The organism is Sphaerisporangium flaviroseum (genome assembly GCF_039537005.1).
In the GTDB taxonomy this organism is placed as follows: Bacteria; Actinomycetota; Actinomycetes; order Streptosporangiales; family Streptosporangiaceae; genus Sphaerisporangium; species Sphaerisporangium flaviroseum.
Genome location: NZ_BAAAZR010000038.1, coordinates 264,492 through 282,226, shown reverse-complemented (window position 1 = coordinate 282,226; position 17,735 = coordinate 264,492). Strand labels below are relative to the sequence as shown.

General features: G+C 70.0%; 17 protein-coding genes. 13 read left to right on the top strand and 4 right to left on the bottom strand.

All coding sequences use genetic code 11. The annotated features are described in order from the left end of the window. Positions 1-19 precede the first annotated feature (19 nt). Genes ABD810_RS33300 through ABD810_RS33290 form a run of 3 tightly spaced genes read left to right on the top strand, consistent with a single transcriptional unit; the run spans position 20 to position 2,865 of the window. Complete coding sequence (locus ABD810_RS33300) at positions 20-1,048, top strand: sugar ABC transporter substrate-binding protein (protein ID WP_344950004.1); 1,029 nt, start codon at positions 20-22, stop codon at positions 1,046-1,048. Between the two features lie 48 nt (positions 1,049-1,096). Beyond that, on the top strand, positions 1,097-2,104 hold the full coding sequence (locus ABD810_RS33295) for an ABC transporter permease (RefSeq protein WP_344950001.1): 1,008 nt from the start codon (positions 1,097-1,099) through the stop codon (positions 2,102-2,104). Beyond that, on the top strand, positions 2,101-2,865 hold the full coding sequence (locus ABD810_RS33290; protein ID WP_344949998.1) for an ATP-binding cassette domain-containing protein: 765 nt from the start codon (positions 2,101-2,103) through the stop codon (positions 2,863-2,865). Before ABD810_RS33295 ends, ABD810_RS33290 begins: the two co-directional genes overlap by 4 nt. Before the next feature lie 11 nt (positions 2,866-2,876). Here the strand turns inward: ABD810_RS33290 and ABD810_RS33285 are convergent, their stop codons facing one another. Continuing rightward, positions 2,877-3,320: an ABC transporter permease family protein gene (locus ABD810_RS33285; RefSeq protein ID WP_344949995.1), complete on the bottom strand. Its 444-nt coding sequence runs from the start codon at positions 3,318-3,320 to the stop codon at positions 2,877-2,879. A gap of 47 nt (positions 3,321-3,367) precedes the next feature. Then, positions 3,368-4,321, bottom strand: a complete 954-nt coding sequence (locus ABD810_RS33280; protein WP_344949992.1) for an LLM class F420-dependent oxidoreductase — start codon at positions 4,319-4,321, stop codon at positions 3,368-3,370. 255 nt (positions 4,322-4,576) lie between these two features. Here ABD810_RS33280 and ABD810_RS33275 point away from each other — a divergent pair, with 255 nt between their 5' ends. From ABD810_RS33275 to ABD810_RS33255, 5 genes are all read left to right on the top strand, one after another. Beyond that, positions 4,577-5,944 carry a TrkH family potassium uptake protein gene (locus ABD810_RS33275; protein ID WP_425566998.1) on the top strand — a complete coding sequence of 456 codons (1,368 nt, stop codon included), beginning with the start codon at positions 4,577-4,579 and terminating at the stop codon, positions 5,942-5,944. After that, the gene (locus ABD810_RS33270; protein ID WP_344949989.1) at positions 5,937-6,602 is read left to right on the top strand and encodes a potassium channel family protein; all 666 of its coding nucleotides are present in this window, start codon (positions 5,937-5,939) and stop codon (positions 6,600-6,602) included. Before ABD810_RS33275 ends, ABD810_RS33270 begins: the two co-directional genes overlap by 8 nt. A 149-nt stretch (positions 6,603-6,751) precedes the next feature. Next, on the top strand, positions 6,752-8,017 hold the full coding sequence (locus ABD810_RS33265; RefSeq protein WP_344949985.1) for an alanine racemase: 1,266 nt from the start codon (positions 6,752-6,754) through the stop codon (positions 8,015-8,017). A 40-nt stretch (positions 8,018-8,057) separates the two neighbouring features. After that, positions 8,058-9,668, top strand: coding sequence for an N-acyl-D-amino-acid deacylase family protein (locus ABD810_RS33260; protein ID WP_425566997.1), 1,611 nt, complete (start codon positions 8,058-8,060; stop codon positions 9,666-9,668). Between the two features lie 57 nt (positions 9,669-9,725). After that, entirely contained in the window at positions 9,726-10,193 is a 468-nt protein-coding gene (locus ABD810_RS33255) for a MarR family winged helix-turn-helix transcriptional regulator (RefSeq protein WP_344949982.1), read from the top strand. Positions 10,194-10,226: 33 nt separating this feature from the next. Here ABD810_RS33255 and ABD810_RS33250 read toward each other — a convergent pair whose 3' ends face one another. After that, on the bottom strand, positions 10,227-11,120 hold the full coding sequence (locus ABD810_RS33250; protein ID WP_344949979.1) for a serine/threonine-protein kinase: 894 nt from the start codon (positions 11,118-11,120) through the stop codon (positions 10,227-10,229). 37 nt (positions 11,121-11,157) lie between these two features. Then, positions 11,158-13,092 (bottom strand): N-6 DNA methylase, encoded by a 1,935-nt coding sequence (locus tag ABD810_RS33245; RefSeq protein ID WP_344949976.1) that lies wholly within the window; start codon positions 13,090-13,092, stop codon positions 11,158-11,160. 126 nt (positions 13,093-13,218) lie between these two features. Between ABD810_RS33245 and ABD810_RS33240 the strand changes: the two genes are divergently transcribed. The 5 genes from ABD810_RS33240 (at position 13,219) to ABD810_RS33220 (ending at position 17,500) form a co-directional block, all read left to right on the top strand. Beyond that, a complete protein-coding gene (locus tag ABD810_RS33240) occupies positions 13,219-13,956 on the top strand; it encodes a PP2C family protein-serine/threonine phosphatase (protein ID WP_344949973.1) in 738 nt (245 codons plus the stop codon). Between the two features lie 86 nt (positions 13,957-14,042). Further along, a complete protein-coding gene (locus ABD810_RS33235; RefSeq protein ID WP_344949970.1) occupies positions 14,043-14,921 on the top strand; it encodes a diacylglycerol/lipid kinase family protein in 879 nt (292 codons plus the stop codon). A 2-nt stretch (positions 14,922-14,923) separates the two neighbouring features. Further along, complete coding sequence (locus ABD810_RS33230) at positions 14,924-15,925, top strand: YihY/virulence factor BrkB family protein (protein WP_344949967.1); 1,002 nt, start codon at positions 14,924-14,926, stop codon at positions 15,923-15,925. A gap of 17 nt (positions 15,926-15,942) precedes the next feature. Next, the gene (locus ABD810_RS33225; RefSeq protein ID WP_344949964.1) at positions 15,943-16,773 is read left to right on the top strand and encodes a phosphatase PAP2 family protein; all 831 of its coding nucleotides are present in this window, start codon (positions 15,943-15,945) and stop codon (positions 16,771-16,773) included. Then, positions 16,757-17,500, top strand: a complete 744-nt coding sequence (locus ABD810_RS33220; protein ID WP_344949961.1) for a phosphatase PAP2 family protein — start codon at positions 16,757-16,759, stop codon at positions 17,498-17,500. The genes ABD810_RS33225 and ABD810_RS33220 overlap by 17 nt, the downstream gene beginning before the upstream one ends. The last annotated feature ends 235 nt before the right edge of the window (positions 17,501-17,735 follow it).

The window sequence follows — 17,735 nt, the reverse complement described above, 5'->3', positions numbered from 1 at the left end:
TATCCCTCTGGAGGGCCCTATGGCTCCGACCTACCTCCGATCCACGGCCTCGGCCCTGCTGGCCGTGGGCTTCGCCGGTGCTCTCACGCTCACCGCCTGCGGGAATTCTGGCTCCTCGGGGGCCGGCTCCGCATCCGGGGCCGCCGGAGGCGCGGTGAAGGTCGGCCTCATCACCAAGACCGACACCAACCCGTTCTTCGTGAAGATGAAGGAGGGCGCCGAGAAGGAGGCCAAGGCCAACGGCGTCACGCTCATGACCGCCGCAGGCAAGTTCGACGGCGACAACGAAGGCCAGGTCACCGCGATCGAGAACATGGTCGCCGCGGGGGTCAAGGGCCTGCTGATCACCCCCAACGACTCCAAGGCGATCGTCCCCGCGCTGGAGAAGGCGCGCGCCAAGGGCGTGCTGGTCATCGCGCTGGACACCCCGACCGAGCCGCAGACCGCCACCGACGCCCTGTTCGCCACCGACAACCTCAAGGCCGGCGAGCTGATCGGCCAGTACGCCAAGGCGAAGATGGCCGGCAAGCCCGCCAAGATCGCCACGCTCGACCTGGCGCCCGGTATCTCGGTCGGCATCCTGCGTCATGACGGCTTCCTGAAGGGCTTCGGCATCACCCAGGGCGATCCGTCGATCGTCTGCTCCCAGGACACCAGCGGCGACCAGGCGAAGGGCCAGGCCGCGATGGAGAACTGCCTGCAGAAGGCGCCCGACATCAACGTCGTCTACACCATCAACGAGCCGGCCGCCCTCGGAGCCTTCAACGCCCTCAAGGCCAAGGGCCGGGAGAAGGAGGTGCTCATCGTCTCGGTGGACGGCGGCTGCACCGGTACCAAGGCGGTGAAGAGCGGCCAGATCGCCGCGACCTCGCAGCAGTACCCGCTGAAGATGGCGTCCCAGGGCGTCGGCGCGGTCATCCAATACGCCAAGACCGGGACCAAGGCCTCCGGCTACACCGACACCGGCGTCACGCTCATCAGCGACCAGCCCGTGAGCGGCGTCGAGGTCAAGGACACCGGCTTCGGCCTGGCCAACTGCTGGGGCTGATCCCCGAATCCGATCCTTGTTCCATTCTTCGAGCGGAGTCACGTCAGCATGACATCCTCAACCGCGCCCCCCGAAAGTGCGGCCCCCGCCGTCTCCGCGGCCCGGCCCTGGCACCGGATGCTCAGCGCCTCGACGCTCGGGCCGCTGGTGGCGCTCCTCATCGCCTGCGTCTTCTTCTCCCTGCGCACCGACACCTTCCTCAGCGGCGGCAATCTCTCGCTGGTGATCCAGCAGGTCATGGTGGTGGGCACGCTCGCCATCGGCCAGACGCTGGTCATCCTCACCGCCGGCATCGACCTGTCCAACGGCGCGATCATGGCGTTCGGGTCGATCGTGATGACCAAACTGGTCGTCGACGGGCACCTGCCCCCGCTGCTCGCCATCGTGATCGGCATCGGCGTCTGCGCGGCCTTCGGGCTCGGCAACGGGCTGCTGATCACCAGGATCTCCCTGCCGCCCTTCATCGTCACCCTGGGCATGCTCAACATCGCCTTCGCCCTCACGCACATCTATTCGCAGGAGGAGACGGTCACCGGTTTGCCCACCGAGATGACCGCGCTGGGCAACACCTTCAGCATCGGCGAGACCGAGGTGACCTACGGTTCCCTGCTCACGATCCTGCTGTTCCTGGTCTTCGCGTACGTGCTCGGCCAGACGGCGTGGGGCAGGCGGGTCTACGCCGTGGGCAACAACGCGGAGGCGGCGCGCCTGACGGGCATACCGACCCGGCGCGTGCTCGTCACCGTCTACACGGTGGCGGGCGTCGTGTACGGCGTCGCCGCGCTGCTCCTGGTCGCCCGTACGGGCGTCGGCGACCCGAAGGCCGGGCAGACCGACAACCTCGACAGCATCACCGCCGTCGTGCTGGGCGGCACGAGCCTGTTCGGCGGCCGGGGCCTGGTCATCGGCACGCTGCTCGGCGCTCTGATCGTCGGAGTGATACGCAACGGGCTCCAGTTGATGGGCGTCCCGTCGATCTACCAGATCCTCATCACCGGCATCCTGGTCATTCTCGCGGTGTCCGTCGACCAGATCTCCCGCAGGAGGACCCGATGACCGCGACCGCAGTCCTGTCCGCCCGGGGGCTAGTGAAGAGATACGGCCACGTCACCGCACTCGACGGTTCCGACTTCGACCTGATGCCCGGCGAGGTGCTCGCGGTCATCGGCGACAACGGCGCAGGGAAGTCGAGCCTGATCAAGGCGCTGACCGGCGCGGTGCAGCCCGACGAGGGGGAGATGTTCCTAGACGGCAGGCCGGTGCGCTTCCACAACCCGCTCGACGCCCGCAGGAACGGCATCGAGACCGTCTACCAGGACCTCGCCCTGGCTCCCGCGCTGGACATCGCCACCAACATGTTCATGGGCAGGGAGGTGCGGCGCCGGGGCCCGCTCGGCACGGTCCTGCGCATGCTCGACAAGCCGCACATGCGGTCCGAGGCGTCCCGCTACATGAGCGAGTTGCAGATCGGGCTCCGCTCCCTCGCCCAGCCGGTGGAGAACCTGTCCGGCGGGCAGCGCCAAGGCGTCGCCGTGGCGCGAGCGGCGGCCTGGGCCAAGCATGTCGTGATCATGGACGAGCCGACCGCCGCCCTCGGCGTCAAGGAGTCCAACCAGGTGCTCGAACTGATCCGGCGGGTCAGGGACCGGGGCCTGCCCGTCGTCCTGATCAGCCACAACATGCCGCAGGTGTTCGAGATCGCCGACCGCATCCACATCCAGCGCCTCGGCAGGCGCATCGCGGTGGTCCGGCCGGGGGACCACTCGATGGCCGATGTCGTCGCCGTTATGACCGGCGCGCTCAAGCTCGATGGCTGACGCGGCCGCCGCTATCCTCTCCTGCCTGTGGTGGCGATGCCCTGGACGAAGTAGCGCTGCCCGATGAAGAAGATCACCATCAGCGGCAGCGTGGTGATCACGCTGGCCGCGAGGACGAGCTCCCACTTCGGGTCGCCGCCCTGGTAGAACTGGTCGACGACGGCCTTCAGCCCGCGTGGCAGCGTGTACAGCCCCGGGTCCTGGAGGTAGATCAGCGGCTTCATCAGGTCGAACCAGCTCGCCTTGAGCTCGAAGACGAAGGCGATGTAGTTGCCCGGCGCGAACGGCCGGGGCCAGGGCAGGAAGGGGTCGGCGAAGGTCCGGTCGCGTGGCTTGAGCGAGGCCACCACGAGCCAGACGAACAGGTACAGGAAGATCGCCGAGGTCACGGCCAGGATGGTCAGGAAGAACACCTTGCGCGTTCCCCTGCCGGCCAGGTCGGTGGAGGCCTTCATCGACGAAAGGTGCCGCGCCGGCCGGGCGCGGCACCTTCCCAGGTGGGCTAACGGACCTGAGGGAGCACTTCCTTGGCGTAGAAGTCGAAGAACGCCTCCTGGTCGTGGCCGATCTGGCTGATGTAGAGCTCGTCGAAGCCGGCGTCGATGTACTCCTTGATCGCCTTGATGTGGACCTCCGGGTCCGGGCCGCACGGGGTGGACGCGGTGGCGTCCTCCTCGGAGACCATCTCGGCGAGCTGCTCGAAGTGGCGGGGGAGCGGCAGCAACTGGGCGGCCTCTCCCTTGATGCCCTGCGTCGGCCACAGGCGGTGGACGGTCTTGCGCGCCTGGGCGGCGTCCTCCGCGTGGCAGACCTTGAGGCCTCCCTGGACGGGCTTGCCCTGGCCGCCGGCGGCGTGGAACTTCTCCACCAGTTCGGCGGCCGGGCCGGTGCAGATGTAGCCGTCACCGATGCGACCGGCCAGCTCGACCGACTTGTCCCCGAAGCCGGAGATGTAGACCGGCGGCGGCCGGTCAGGAAGGCTGTAGAGACGGGCCGTGTCGACCTTGTAGTGGGTGCCCCGGTGGGTGACCAGCTCGCCGGTCCACAGCCTGCGCATCAGGCCGATCGCCTCTTCCAGCATCTCCAGCCGCTCGGCCGCGGGGGGCCACCGCGTGTCGATGATGTGCTCGTTGAGGGCCTCACCGGTGCCGACGCCCAGCCGGAACCGGCCCTCGGTCATGATCGCACTCGTCGCGGCCGCCTGCGCGATGACCGCGGGGTGGATACGGACCAGCGGGCAGGTCACGGCCGTGGTGATGGGCAGCGAGGTGGCCTCGGCGATCGCTCCGATCACCGACCAGACGAACGGGCTCTGCCCCTGCTCGTCCAGCCACGGATGGTAGTGGTCGGAGATCCACAGGCTCTCGAACCCCGCGCGCTCGGCGAGCCTGGCCTGCCGGACCAGCTCTTTGGGGCCGTGTTCCTCGCTGGAAAGGAAGTAGCCGAAGGTGGTCATCGTCGCCCTCCTCGTCGTCGCGTCACATGTACGACGGGAGCCATACCCCTGGGGAATGCGGCAAACAGATCATCCACCGGAGCGCGCCATGCTGATTGTGGTTGGTGGAAGTCGCCCGGCTTGTTACTGTGTGCACCGTTGCCGGGAGGTCTGGGCGGCAGATGTCGCCATCTCCCCCTTCCGGCCGGGGGAATCCATGATCCTTGAGCTCGCCGATCCCGCGTCCCGCCGTGCGTGCGCGCCGGCGATGTCGTGATGGGGATGAACGGCGGGCGCCGGTTCGCCGCAGCCGTGCTCGGCCGCTTCCAGCATCCCGCGCAGGTGATCGCGGGAAGCTTCGGCCTGGTGGCCCTCGTGGGCACGATCCTGCTCTCGCTGCCGGTGGCCACCGCGTCCGGCCGGGGGACGGGCCCGCTGGACGCGATGTTCACCGCCACCTCGGCGGTGACCGTGACCGGGCTGGCGATCGTGGACACCGGCACGCACTGGTCGGTCTTCGGTGAGCTCGTGATCATAGGGCTCGTCCAGGTCGGCGGCCTCGGGATCATGACCTTCGCCACGCTCTTCGCCGTGCTGGTGTCCGGCCGTCTGGGACTTCGGGCGAGCCTGCTGGCCCAGGCGGAGACCAGGTCGCTCAGCATGATCGACGTCCGCACGGTCGTGCGCAAGGTCGTGCTCTTCAGCCTGGTCTCCGAGGCGATCATCATGCTGGTGCTGACCGGCCGCTTCGTCATCGGGTACGGCGAGCCCATCGAGAGGGCCGTGTACTACGGCGCCTTCCACTCCATCTCCGCGTTCAACAACGCCGGGTTCGCGCTCTGGTCCGACAGCCTGGTGAGGTTCGCCTCCGATCCCTATATCTCCCTTCCCATCGCCCTCGCGGTCATCGTCGGCAGTTTCGGCTTCCCGGTCTGGTTCGAGCTGCTGCGCGCGTGGCGGCATCCCAGCAGGTGGTCGATCCTCACGCGCCTCACACTGGGGATCTCCGTCATCCTGCTGGTGCTCGGCACGCTGGCGTTCATGGTGACCGAATGGTCCAACCCCAAGACCCTCGGACCGCTCTCGGACCCGGCGAAGGTGCTGGCCGCCTTCTTCGCAGGCTCCATGCCGCGGAGCGGGGGCTTCAACAGCATCGACATCTCGCAGATGTATCCGTCGAGCTGGCTGGTCACCGACGTCCTGATGTTCATCGGAGGCGGCAGCGCCGGCACCGGAGGCGGGATCAAGGTCACCACGTTCGGGTTGCTGGCCTTCGTCCTCTGGGCCGAGCTCCGGGGCGAGAACCACGTGAACATCGGCAACCGCCGTATCCCCGAGGCCATCCAGCGGCAGGCGATGACGATCGCGCTGCTGGGCGTGGGGCTGATCGCGGTCTCGACGTACGCGCTGCTCGTGCTGACGCCGCATACTTTGGACAGGGTGCTGTTCGAGGCGATCTCGGCGTTCGGCACGACCGGCCTGTCCACCGGGATCAGCGCCGACCTGCCGCCCGCCGGGCACATCCTGATCGTGGTGCTGATGTTCATCGGCCGCGTGGGCCCGCTCACCCTGGGATCCGCGCTGGCGCTGCGCGAAAGAACCACTCGCTACGAGTTGCCGGAGGAGCGACCCATCGTTGGCTGAATACAGCAGAAACAGTCCTGTGGTGGTCATCGGGCTGGGCCGTTTCGGCACCTCGCTCGCGCTGGAGCTCGTCGCGCGGGGCACCGAGGTCCTGGCCATCGACAACCGGCCCAAGGTCGTGCAGAGCCTCGCCGGAAGCCTCACGCACGTCGTCACCGCCGATTCCACCGACATGGAGGCGCTGACGCAGCTCGGCGTGCCCGACTTCTTCCTGGCCGTCGTGGCCATCGGTGGAGACCTGGAGGCCAGCATCCTGACCGCCTCCCTCCTTGTAGAGCTGGAGATATCCAACATCTGGGCCAAGGCGGTGAGCCGCCAGCACGCCAGGATCCTGGAGCAGCTCGGCGTCCACCACGTCGTGCAGCCCGAGCACGACATGGGCGAGCGCGTGGCCCACCTGGTCACCGGCCGGATGCTCGACTACATCGAGGTGGACGAGAACTTCGCCCTGGTCAAGACGCGCCCTCCCAAGGATCTGGTGGGCATCCCCCTCGGGGAGTGCCGGCTCCGGAGCAAGTACGGCGTCACGGTGGTGGCCGTCAAGAGCCAGGGCGAGGAGTTCACCTACGCCACGGCCGACACGGTGCTGATGTACGGCGACGTCATCGTGGTGTCGGGGACCATCGAGAAGGTGGAGCGCTTCGCGGAGCTCAACTGAGCGCCGGGCCGGCGATCGTGGACACCGGCACGCACTGGTCGGGCTTCGGGCCGCTCTCGCCACGGCCGGGGGGTGGCGTCGGCCGGTAACGAGGGTAGGAAGTACCGCAAAATGCTCAAAGCCGGTGCTTCCGGCAACGAGGAGGTCCGGTGGCCATCGACACCGCCGCGGTCGCCGCCCTGCGCGAGGAGCGTCTCGACTGGCGGTTCAAGGCCGCCCCTTTCCGGCCCTCCGCCGCACCGGTGACCGTCGGGGAGTACCTCGCCGGCCGGCCCTCGCTCGCGGAGCTCGGCACGCCGCTGCTCACCCTGGAACGCCGCGCCGTCGACCACAACATCGCCACGATGGCCGCCTGGGCGGCGAGGGCCGGTGTCTCCCTCGCCCCGCACGGCAAGAGCACCATGGCGCCCGCCCTCTGGCAGCGCCAGCTGGCCGCGGGGGCCTGGGGCCTGACGCTGGCGAACATCCCGCAACTGCGCGTCGCGGTGGCCTTCGGGGTGAGCCGTCTCATGCTCGCGGGCAGCCTTCTCGATCCGGCCGGGCTCGCGTGGATCGGGTCGCGGCTCGACGAGGACCCCGGCTTCTCGTTCGTCTGCTGGGTCGACTCCCTCCGCTCCGTCTCGGTGATGGACGCCGCCCTGCGCGCGGCGGGCACGGCACGCCCGGTCGACGTCTGCGTCGAGCTGGGCGCGCCCGGCGGCCGTACGGGGGTCAGGGACGAGGCCGAGGCGGTCGTGATCGCCGACGCGGTGCGCGCCGCCCCCACGCTGCGTCTGGCGGGCCTCGCGGGGTACGAAGGCGCCCTCGGCCATGATGCCTCCACGCCCAGCCTGAGGGCGGTGGACGACTTCCTGAAACGGATGGCCGCCCTGCACGGCAAGCTGGGGTACGAGGCGGACGAGCCGATCGTCACCGCGGGCGGCAGCGCGTACTTCGACCAGGTGGTGGAGGTCCTCGGCGGGGCCGGCGCGCGGCTGGTGCTGAGGTCGGGCGCCTACGTCGTGCACGACGACGGCTTCTACCGCGCCATCTCCCCGTTCTCCCGGGGCGCCGGGCCGGTGCCGCTGCGGCCCGCGATGCACGGCTGGGGCCGGGTGGTGTCGCGGCCCGAGCCGGGGCTCGCGCTGCTCGACGCGGGCAAGCGCGACCTGCCGTTCGACGAAGGGCTGCCCGAGCCGCAGGCGGTGCGGGGCCGCGCCGGGCCGGCCCTGGTCAACGCGCGCGTCACCGCGCTGAACGACCAGCTCACCTTCCTGGCGGTCGATCCCGGCTCCGACCTGGACTGCGGGGACGTGGTACGCCTCGGGCTGTCCCACCCGTGCACCGCCTTCGACAAGTGGACGCTGATCCCCGTGATCGACGACATCGACTCGCCCGACCCCGCGATCGTCGACCTCGTCAGGACGTTCTTCTGATCAGGAACCAGGCCGTGAACGCCTGCGGGAAGGAAACCGGATGATGGACGGGCTGGTCTTTCGCGGTGCCACGGTCGTGGACGGCACAGGGGCGGCGTCGTACGCCGCGGACGTCACCGTGACCGGCGGCCGGATCGCCGAGATCCTGCCGCCGGGAAAGGGCGGATCCGGCACGCGCCGCACGGTCGACGCCGACGGGCTCGTCCTGGCCCCCGGCTTCGTCGACATGCACGCCCACTCCGACCTGGCCCTGCTGTCCGAGCCCGGCCACCTGGTCAAGGTCAGCCAGGGTGTCACCTGCGAGGTGCTCGGGCAGGACGGGCTGTCGTACGCGCCCGTCGACGACACCACGCTCCCGCAGCTCCGCAGGCAGATCGCGGGGTGGAACGGGGACCCCGACGGGTTCGACTGGGATTGGCGGTCGGTCGGCGAGTACCTGGCGAGGCTCGATCGCGGCATCGCCGTCAACGCCTGCTACCTGGTGCCGCAGGGCACGGTGCGGATGCTGGCCATGGGCTGGGACGCGCGGCCCGCGACGCAGGCCGAGCTCGGCAGGCAGAAGGAGCTCGTCGCCGAGGCCATGGCCGAGGGCGCGGTGGGCATGTCCAGCGGGCTCACCTACACCCCCGGCATGTACGCGGGCACGGAGGAACTGGTCGAGCTGTGCCAGGTGGTCGCCCGGCTCGGCGGCTACTACTCCCCGCACCACCGCTCCTACGGGGCGGGCGCGCTGGAGGCGTACGCGGAGATGGTGGAGGTCTCTCGCGCGTCGGGCTGCCCACTGCATCTCGCCCACGCGACGATGAACTTCGCCGTCAACTCCGGCAGGGCCGCGGAGCTTCTGCGCCTGCTGGACACCGCGATCGCCGACGGCTGCGACATCACCCTGGACACCTATCCCTACCTGCCCGGCTCCACCACGCTCGCCTCGCTGCTGCCGAGCTGGGCGTCCGAAGGCGGGCCCGACCACACGCTCTCCCGGCTCCGCGATCCCGCCACGGCCGAGCGCGTCAGGCAGGTCATGGAGGAGAACGGCTCCGACGGCTGTCACGGCGTGCCCGTCGACTGGAACACCGTCCAGATCTCCGGCACACGATCGCCCGCCCTCGGCGACCGGGTCGGCCGGACGATCGCCGGGCTGGCCGCCGCCTCCGGCCGGGCGCCGTTCGAGGTGTTCCGCCGGCAGGTGATCGACGACGAGCTCGGCACCACGATCCTGCACCTTGTGGGCAACGAGGAGAACGTACGGGCGATCATGCGGCACCCCGTGCACACGGGCGGGAGCGACGGCCTGCTCACCGGCGCCAGGCCGCACCCCCGCGCGTGGGGGTCCTTCCCCCGCTACCTGGGCCACTACGTGCGGGACCAGGGCGTGCTCACCCTGGAGGAATGCGTCGCCCACCTGACGGGCAACGCGGCGAGGCGGCTGAAGCTCGCCGGGCGAGGGCTGATCCGGGCGGGGTACCACGCCGACCTGGTGCTCTTCGACCCCGCGAGCGTCGCCGACACGGCCACCTTCGAGGAGCCGCGCAGGCAGGCCGCCGGCATTCCGTACGTGTACGTCGGCGGCGTGGCCGTCATCGCCGACGGCCGTGCCACCGGCGCGCTCCCCGGCAGGGCGCTCCGGCGCACTCCCCAGGGCACCCGCTGACGTGCGAAGCGGTGCGATTGACATTTGAGCGCTCAACCAATAGGTAGACTCGGCGGCGTGAGCGAGACGCGGTGGCTGGACGAGGACGAGCAGAGGACCTGGCGGACCTTTCTTTGGGCCTCCCAGCTCCTGCACGAGTCCCTCGATCGGCAGTTGCAGCGTGACGCCGGCATGCCGCACACGTACTACATGATCCTCGCGATGCTCTCCGAGGCGCCCGGCCGCTCGATGACCATGACGGAGCTGGCGCAGCTCGTGCGCTTCTCCGCCAGCCGGCTCTCACACGCGGTCGCCAAGCTGGAGGCGCAGGGCTGGGTGTGCCGCAGCAGGCGCCCCGGCGACGCCCGGACCACCGTGGCCGCACTCACCGGTGAGGGTTTCGCCGCTCTCGCCGAGGCGGCCCCAGGCCACGTCGAGGAGGTGCGGCGCGTGCTGTTCGACCGGCTCACCGCCGAGCAGGTGGGGCAGCTTCGCCACATCTTCGATGCCGTGCTCACCAACCTGAACACCACGGATGGATGCTGACCCGGCCGGCGGCATGAGCGGGGGAGGCGGTGGTCAGGGGAGAACGCGCCCGACCATGCGCGCGTACATGCGCCCGGGGCTCGGAACCGACGGCGGGGTGAGGAAACCGGGGAGCATGGGGAGGTCGACCGCGAAGGGCTGCAGACGCTCGTAGAGCGTGTTGGCGTCGGCGGGGCGGTTCTCGGGCTCCTTCTCCAGCAGGTCGGCGATGAGCCGGTTCAGCTCCCCCGGCACCTCCGCGATCTCCGGAGGCCGCTCGTTGACCTGTTTCTCGAACACGGCGTATTCGGTCGGCCCGACGAAGAGCTGGCGCCCGGTCAGCATCTCGTGCAGGACGCACCCGAGGGCGTAGAGGTCGCTGCGCGGGCCCGCCAGCCCGCGCTGGATCTGCTCCGGCGACATGTACGCCGGGGTGCCCAGGATCTGGCCGACCCGCGTGAACTGGGCGACGTCCGCCTCGCGCAGCATGGCGAGCCCGAAGTCGAGCACCTTGACGCTGCCGTCGGGGCAGAGCATCAGGTTGGTCGGCTTGAGGTCGCGGTGGCAGATGGACAGGGCGTGGGCGGCCGAAAGGACCGCGCAGGCCTGGGCGGCGATCGCGGCGGCCCAGGGCACCGGCAGCGGCCCGTGCTCGCTCACCAGATCGGCCACCGTGACGCCGTCGATGAACTGCATGACCTGGAACAGGCGCTGGTCGAAGGTGCCGAAGTCGTAGAGGACGGGCGCCCCGGCGTGCTCGAGCCGGGCCAGGATGCGCGCCTCGCGCATGAAGCGCTGCTCGAGCTCCTCGTCGTGCCCGCCGGGGAACCGCAGGAACTTCACGGCGACCTTGCGGTCGAGATGCTTGTCGTGGCCACCGTAGACCGCGCCCATGCCGCCCTGGCCGAGGGGGAGGTCGTCAAGTACGTACCGGTCGCCGATGACCATTCACCCCTCCTGACGATCTATCGGGGAAAATACACCCTTAGCCATTGGGCCGCAGATGCCCGCCGATCAGTCCGTCAAAGCCTAGCCGGATCAGCGTCTCCCCCAGGGCGGTCGTCTCCCGCAGCCGGTCTTCGAGCGCGAGCAGTTCGCGGAAGGCCCGGCCGTAGACCCGCTGCTCGGGGAGGGAGAGCCTCGGGATCCGCACCCGGCGCGCGTCGACCCGGCTGGCCCCAGGGTAGGCCCGGGTCGCCGCGCCGGCGTACCGCAGGTACCCGGCCAGGAAGTCGGGGTCCATCCGGTCGTGGTCGACCCGGTAGAGGTGCAGCTGGGATCCGAGCACGGCACCCCCCTCGGTGACGGTGCGGGCGGCGCCCTCGGTGGTGCTCGTGGCCACGACGTCCCCGGCCTCCAGCGTGATGTGACCGGGGTCGTGGGAGGTGCGGCCGGAGGGCCCGCCCCCGCCGGCGAGATCGGCGGCGGTCAGCACCGGCACCTCGCCCAGGTCGGCCGGCATCTTCGGCGGCCCCTGGTGGATCGTGACCAGACCGGCCCTGACCAGCTCACCGATGGTGGTGCTGGGCAGGTCGCGCGTCTCGGCGAGGGCCGCGATCGCGGGCGTGTACTGGGGGAGTGCCGCCACCGCGGCGTGGAAGCGGTCGCGCACGGCGGCGAACCCGAGGGCAGGGTCCTCCTCTTCCCGGTAGGGGCGGTGCCGTGCGGGGGTGAGGTCGACCTCGTCGTCCAGCAGGTCGATGATGCGGACCGCGTGACCCGTGCCGGGGGCCTCCGACTCGGGGTCGGCCGTGAACGCCCGCCAGGCGGCCTCGACGCCGGGAAGCCCGCCGGTGCCGTCCATCAGCAGCACCAGCGACGAGGGCCGTTCACCGGCCGGGCGGCGCAGCAGCCACAGGTCGGGGCCCCCGGGCGCCAACGTGACCACGGCGCGCAGCGCGCCGGCCCGCAGCAGGTTGCCCCGGATCCGCTTACCCGGACGGCGTCCGGCCGCCGCGACGGGCATGAGGATGGCGACCAGGCCGCCGGGGCGCACGTGGGCCAGGCAGTGTTGCACCCACGCGAGCTCCGACTCGCCGCGCGGCGGCAGGCCGTACTCCCAGCGGGGGTCGCCGGTCAGCTCCTCGTAGCCCCACGCACGCTCGTTGAACGGCGGGTCGCAGACCACGACGTCGGCACGCAGATCGGGGAACCCGTCGAGCCGCAGCGAGTCGCCGGCGACCACCTCCGCCCGCGCGTCGCGCAGCAGCAGCCGTACGGCCGTGAGCAGCGCCGCCGTGTCGCCGCTCTCCTGCCCGAGCACCCGGGCGCCCGTGAAGGGCAGGAGCATGGCGCCGACGCCGCAGGACGGGTCGAGGACGGTCAGGCTCTCGCCGGCCGGGCTCTCTTCCAGCCTCGCGAGGCGGGCCACCAACTCGGCGATGTCGGCACGCGTGACGGACAGCTGGCGCGAATGGGCCACGACGTAACGCTCGCAGAGCAGCTCGAAGGCGCCGAGCGGCCCCTGCTCGGCCGCCAGGTCGGCGAGCAGCCGGTAGAGCCGGGCGTCGATCAGGCTCCAGTCGACCGGCACGGGCAGGTCGGCCGTGGCCGTGGCGGCGGCCTGGTGGAGCCGTTTGGCCGGCTCGGAGCTGCGCGCGGCCTCCCGCCAGCCGCCGGGGTCACGCCGCAGGAACAGCAGGAATGCTCCCGCGCAGCCGACCAGGTCTCCGAGCCGCAGGTCGTCGCCGGAGGCGCGTAGCCGCTGCCAGACACGTTCGCCGAGCGACATCTCATAGGATTTGCCATTACGGCGGAGCCAATCCTCGACCTCGGGAAGGGAGAACAGCGGGCTCGCGGCCGTGCCGCCGACGGGCTGGGGAAAGTCGTCGTAGCGCCGCCGCCAGTTGCTCACAGCGGCGCGTCCGACATCGGCGAGCCGGGCGATGTCGCCCGCGTTCAATGTGGCGTCGTGTCCCATTCGCGTCGCATCTCCCTGCTCACCACTCGGGTCTACGGCTCCCCAGGGTCAGATTAGTCCACCATGCCACTGCAATCCACAAATTATATGCTTGTGAAGTGTTTCAACCAATGATTTACTGAGCTCATGTCGAACAACGCGTCGTTCACGCTGCGTTACGCGGCTCGCACCGACGTCGGCCTGCGCCGCCAGCAGAACGAAGACTCGGTCTACGCCGGCCCCCGGCTTCTGGCCGTCGCCGACGGGATGGGCGGGCACAGTCACGGCGAGGTCGCCAGTGCCACCGTCATCGCCACCATGTCGTCCCTGGACAGCGATCCTCCGAGCGACGACCTGCTCGGCTCGATGGAGACCGCGATAACGGAGGCCGGCCGGCGGCTCAAGGACATGGCCGGGCGTGATCCCAAGCTGACGGGCATGGGCACGACCCTCACCGCCATGCTCTGGGACGGCACGCGGTTCGCGCTCGCCCACATCGGCGACTCCCGCGCCTACATGCTGCGCGACGGCTGCCTCTACCAGATCACGCGCGACCACACCCTGGTCCAGTCGCTGGTCGACGACGGCCAGATGACCGCCGAGCAGGCGGCCGCGCATCCACGGCGCTCCCTGCTGATGCGGGCGCTCGGCGGCAGCGGCTCGGTCGAGCCCGACCTGACGATGCGCGACGTGTGCGCGGGCGACCGTTACCTGATCTGCTCCGACGGCCTGAGCGGCGTGGTGGGCCCGCAGGCGCTGCACGAGACGCTGACCACGATGGGCGATCTGGGCGAGGCCGCCGAGCGTCTGATCGACCTCGCCAAGGACGGCGGCGGCCCCGACAACATCAGCTGTGTGGTCGCCGAGGTGCTGGCCAACACCTGATTCTCAGGTCGGGCCGCATCAGATCACCTGTTCAAAGCACCGCAATCCGGGTAGCACGCCATGTCGTGCCCCAAGCTGCCGTGATCGTGAATCCGACCAAAGTGTCCGACCTGGACCGCCACCGTGCCGAAGTCACGGCTGAACTGGCGATATACGGCTGGGACGAGCCGCTTTGGCTCGAGACGACGGCCGAGGACCCCGGCGTCGGCATGACCAAGCAGGCCGTGGCCGAGGGGGCGGACCTGGTCTTCGCCTCAGGCGGTGACGGGACCGTTCGCGCGTGCGCCGAGGGCCTGATGGGCACCGGGGTGCCCCTGGCCATCCTGCCCATCGGCACCGGCAACCTGCTGGTCCGCAACCTCAAGCTGCCCCAGGCGCTGCCGGACGCCGTACGCGCCGGCGTGGAGGGCGAGACGCGGCCGATCGACGTCGGTGTCATCGACGGCCGTCCCTTCGTCGTCATGGCCGGGATCGGCCTGGACGCCTCCATGGCGCACAGCACGAGCGACGACGTGAAACGCAAGATCGGATGGCCGGCGTACATCGGCGGCCTGGTGAAGCACCTCAGGGACCGCCCCTTTCAGGTGACGCTGTGCCTCGACGGGCGCACGACGCTGCGCAGGCGGGCGATGATGGTGCTCATCGGGAACGTGGGCCAGGTCCAGGGCGGCCTGCGCCTGCTCCCCGACGCCAAGCCCGACGACGGGCACCTGGACATCCTCATCCTCGCCCCACGCACCCCGATGGACTGGCTGCGTGTGGTCGGCCATGTCGTGACCCGGTCCAAGCGCTACGACCGGCGTGCGGAGCGGTACACCGCCGCGCGGGCCCGGATCGACATCGATCCGCCGGTGCTGCACGAGTGCGACGGCGATCCGATCGGATACTGCTCCACCACTTCCATTTCCATCGAGACAGAACCGAAGGCGTTGCTGCTGCGCACGCCGCGCGGAACGGATGGTTGATCATGGGTACGGCTACCACGGTGCCGCAGACCAGGTCGATGAGCGGCGAGGAGCTCAGCGCCGACGACGCCTGGATGACGTTACGCCGGTACGGCGGCTGGCATCTCATCCGCGACTCCTTCATCCGGTTCAGGTACGGAGACGGCTTCAGCCACTCCCGGGCCCTGGCCTTCCAGATCTGCCTCGCCGTCATCCCCGGCGCCATCGCGGCCGTCGGGCTCAGCTCCGAGCTGCACCAGGATGATCTGGGACGGGTCGTTCAGCTCACCATCCGCGAGTTCGTCCCCGGCTCCGGCGAGACGGTCATCAAGGACGCCCTCGAGGTGAGCGAGCGCCACGCCGGCGACGGCGGGGCCATCGCCCTGTGGTTCGGCCTGATCACCGCGCTGATCGGGCTCACCACCGCCATGGCGCAGGTCGAGCGGGGCGCCAACCGCATCTACGGCGTGGAGCGGGACACCCCGTTCCCCCGCAAGTACACCAAGGCCGTGCTGCTGGCGGTCACCTCCGGCTCCCTCATGACCCTCGGCTTCGTCATCATGGTGGGGGGCAAGCCCCTCGGCACGGCCTTCGCCAAGGTGTACCACTGGGACGACATGATCACGACGTCGTGGATGGTGCTGCGCTGGCCGGTCGGATTCCTGCTCGCCGTCCTGTCGGCCTCGGTCCTGTTCCGTGCCGCGCCGCGGCGCAAGCAGCCCGGGCACACCTGGCTCGCGGTCGGGGCGATCGTGGCACTCGCGCTGTGGACGCTGTTCAGCTGGGGCCTCGCCTTCTACATCGAGCACAACGGGTCCTTCGGCATGACGTACGGGCCGCTGACCGCCGTGATGGCGTTGCTCCTGTGGTCACTGCTCAGCTCGGTCGCACTGTTCCTGGGCCTGTCCTTCGCGGCGCAACTGGAGGCGTGCCGCGGCGGCGTGGGGGACCCGGTCGAACCCGATCCCGGGCCCGCCGGCTTTGACACGGGAAACCGGGGCAGTGCGACGCCCCAAGGCGAGTAAGGAGGGCTCGGGGAGTGATGACCACGTTCGGGCAGCGGCTGGAGAAGGCGGTTCGACCGCGGCGGGGAGACAGGTTCCGGAAACGGTTCGGGAAGCGAGCCGACAACGACAGGCGGCTCGGACTACGGCTCGCACTCGCCTCTGGCGCGGTGGCCCTGGTGCTGGTCCCGTTCGCGCTGCTGCTCGTGCTGGTGAAGAGCTCGTTCGGCCCGCTGAACCGGCTCGACGAGGGCGTGGCGCAGACGTTGCACGCCTACGCGCTCGAACACCCGGCATGGGTGCACTTCCTCCAGCTGTGGACGGACGTCTTCGGACCGAACACCTGGCGGGTCGTGGTCGTGCTGGCCGCGATCTGGCTGATGTACCGGGGCGCACCGCGGCTCGCGGCCTGGGCGGTGACGACGATCACGGTCGGCGGGCTGCTCGGGCTGGCGCTCAAAGTGGTCGTCGCCCGTGCCAGACCGCACCTGCCGAACCCCGTCGACGTCGCGCCGGGCTCCTCGTTCCCCTCCGGGCATTCGGTCAACGTGACGCTCGGCGTCGGGGTGCTGCTCCTGCTGCTGCTTCCCCTTCTCAACCGCCGCCAGAGAATGATCGCCTGGATCGTGGGCACTGTGATCATCGGCGGCGTGGCGTACACGCGGGTCGCGCTCGGCGTCCACTGGGTCAGCGACGTGGTGGCCGGGGTCGTCTTCGGCGCCGCGGTCGTCGCGGCGACGACGGCCGCCTTCGAGACCTGGCGGCGCGAGATCGGCCGCCGCCCCTCCGAGCCGCACTTCGAAGGTGTCGAGCCGGAGGCCAAGGAACACATCTCCCCGAAGGGAAGTGCACATGGTCACCGACACTAAAGCGGTGGCGAGCGGTTCGCGGCGGTCCCAGACCGTCGCGTGGGTGCTGCGCCTCATCCTGCTTCCGCTTGTGTTGCTGGCAGGGGTGACGCTCGGCATCGGCTGGCTGATCATCAAGCCGCTCCACACCGAGGTCGCGGGCGAGGTCGCGTTGAACCGGGAGCTGGTGGAGGACCGCACGCCCTTGTTCAACACGCTCACCCACTTCGGGTCGATGTTGTCCGACACGTCGGTGATCATCATCCTGACGGCCATCGCCGCCCTGGTGTTCAGGCTCGTCTTCAAGCGCTGGCGTGAGTCGATCTTCATCATCCTGTCGGTGTGGACGCAGTCCGCCGTGTTCCTGCTGGCCACGGTCTTCATCGAGCGCCCGCGGCCGAAGGTCCCCCACCTCGACCCCGCCCCGCCCACCTCCAGCTTCCCGTCAGGGCACACCAGCGCGGCGGTCGGCTTCTACGTCGGGATGGCACTGGTCCTGACACTGCACACCCATCGCCACACCGCGCTGAAGGTCCTGTTCTGGGCGATCGGGCTGGGGGCTCCGCTCATCGTCGCCTTGTCCCGCCTCTACCGCGGCATGCACCACCTGACCGACGTGAGCTGGGGCCTCGTGCTGGGCTTCGTCTGCGTCGCCATCGTCGGCCACGCGATCCTCGGCACGCCGCTCATCCCTGGCAGAGGGTCCGCCACACGAACGGCGGGAAGGCCGCGCGAGTCGATCGCCTGAGGACTTCGCGGACACGGTGCGGGGGAGTCGGTGAGGGGTCAGGGTGAGGCGGTCGGTTCAGCGGACACGGTGCGGGTGGAGCTGGTGAGGGGTGTCGTAGGCCGTTGGGGGGTGAAGGTTGGGGGGTCGGAGAACGCGGGTCTATTGACGTACACCCTCTTGGCCCACCCGGCACCCGTTTGATCGGGGCACCCGTGGCCGCCCACCCCGGGTGAGGGCTTCGCGGACACGGCAC

What these genes read in the sequence shown, in the direction of transcription:
- ABD810_RS33300 (WP_344950004.1), top strand. Translation starts at nt 20, where the DNA reads ATGGCTCCGACCTACCTCCGATCCACGGCCTCGGCCCTGCTGGCCGTG.
- ABD810_RS33295 (WP_344950001.1), top strand. Translation starts at nt 1,097, where the DNA reads ATGACATCCTCAACCGCGCCCCCCGAAAGTGCGGCCCCCGCCGTCTCC.
- ABD810_RS33290 (WP_344949998.1), top strand. Translation starts at nt 2,101, where the DNA reads ATGACCGCGACCGCAGTCCTGTCCGCCCGGGGGCTAGTGAAGAGATAC.
- ABD810_RS33285 (WP_344949995.1), bottom strand. Translation starts at nt 3,320, where the DNA reads ATGAAGGCCTCCACCGACCTGGCCGGCAGGGGAACGCGCAAGGTGTTC.
- ABD810_RS33280 (WP_344949992.1), bottom strand. Translation starts at nt 4,321, where the DNA reads ATGACCACCTTCGGCTACTTCCTTTCCAGCGAGGAACACGGCCCCAAA.
- ABD810_RS33275 (WP_425566998.1), top strand. Translation starts at nt 4,577, where the DNA reads ATGGGGATGAACGGCGGGCGCCGGTTCGCCGCAGCCGTGCTCGGCCGC.
- ABD810_RS33260 (WP_425566997.1), top strand. Translation starts at nt 8,058, where the DNA reads ATGATGGACGGGCTGGTCTTTCGCGGTGCCACGGTCGTGGACGGCACA.
- ABD810_RS33250 (WP_344949979.1), bottom strand. Translation starts at nt 11,120, where the DNA reads ATGGTCATCGGCGACCGGTACGTACTTGACGACCTCCCCCTCGGCCAG.
- ABD810_RS33245 (WP_344949976.1), bottom strand. Translation starts at nt 13,092, where the DNA reads ATGGGACACGACGCCACATTGAACGCGGGCGACATCGCCCGGCTCGCC.
- ABD810_RS33240 (WP_344949973.1), top strand. Translation starts at nt 13,219, where the DNA reads ATGTCGAACAACGCGTCGTTCACGCTGCGTTACGCGGCTCGCACCGAC.
- ABD810_RS33230 (WP_344949967.1), top strand. Translation starts at nt 14,924, where the DNA reads ATGGGTACGGCTACCACGGTGCCGCAGACCAGGTCGATGAGCGGCGAG.
- ABD810_RS33225 (WP_344949964.1), top strand. Translation starts at nt 15,943, where the DNA reads ATGACCACGTTCGGGCAGCGGCTGGAGAAGGCGGTTCGACCGCGGCGG.
- ABD810_RS33220 (WP_344949961.1), top strand. Translation starts at nt 16,757, where the DNA reads ATGGTCACCGACACTAAAGCGGTGGCGAGCGGTTCGCGGCGGTCCCAG.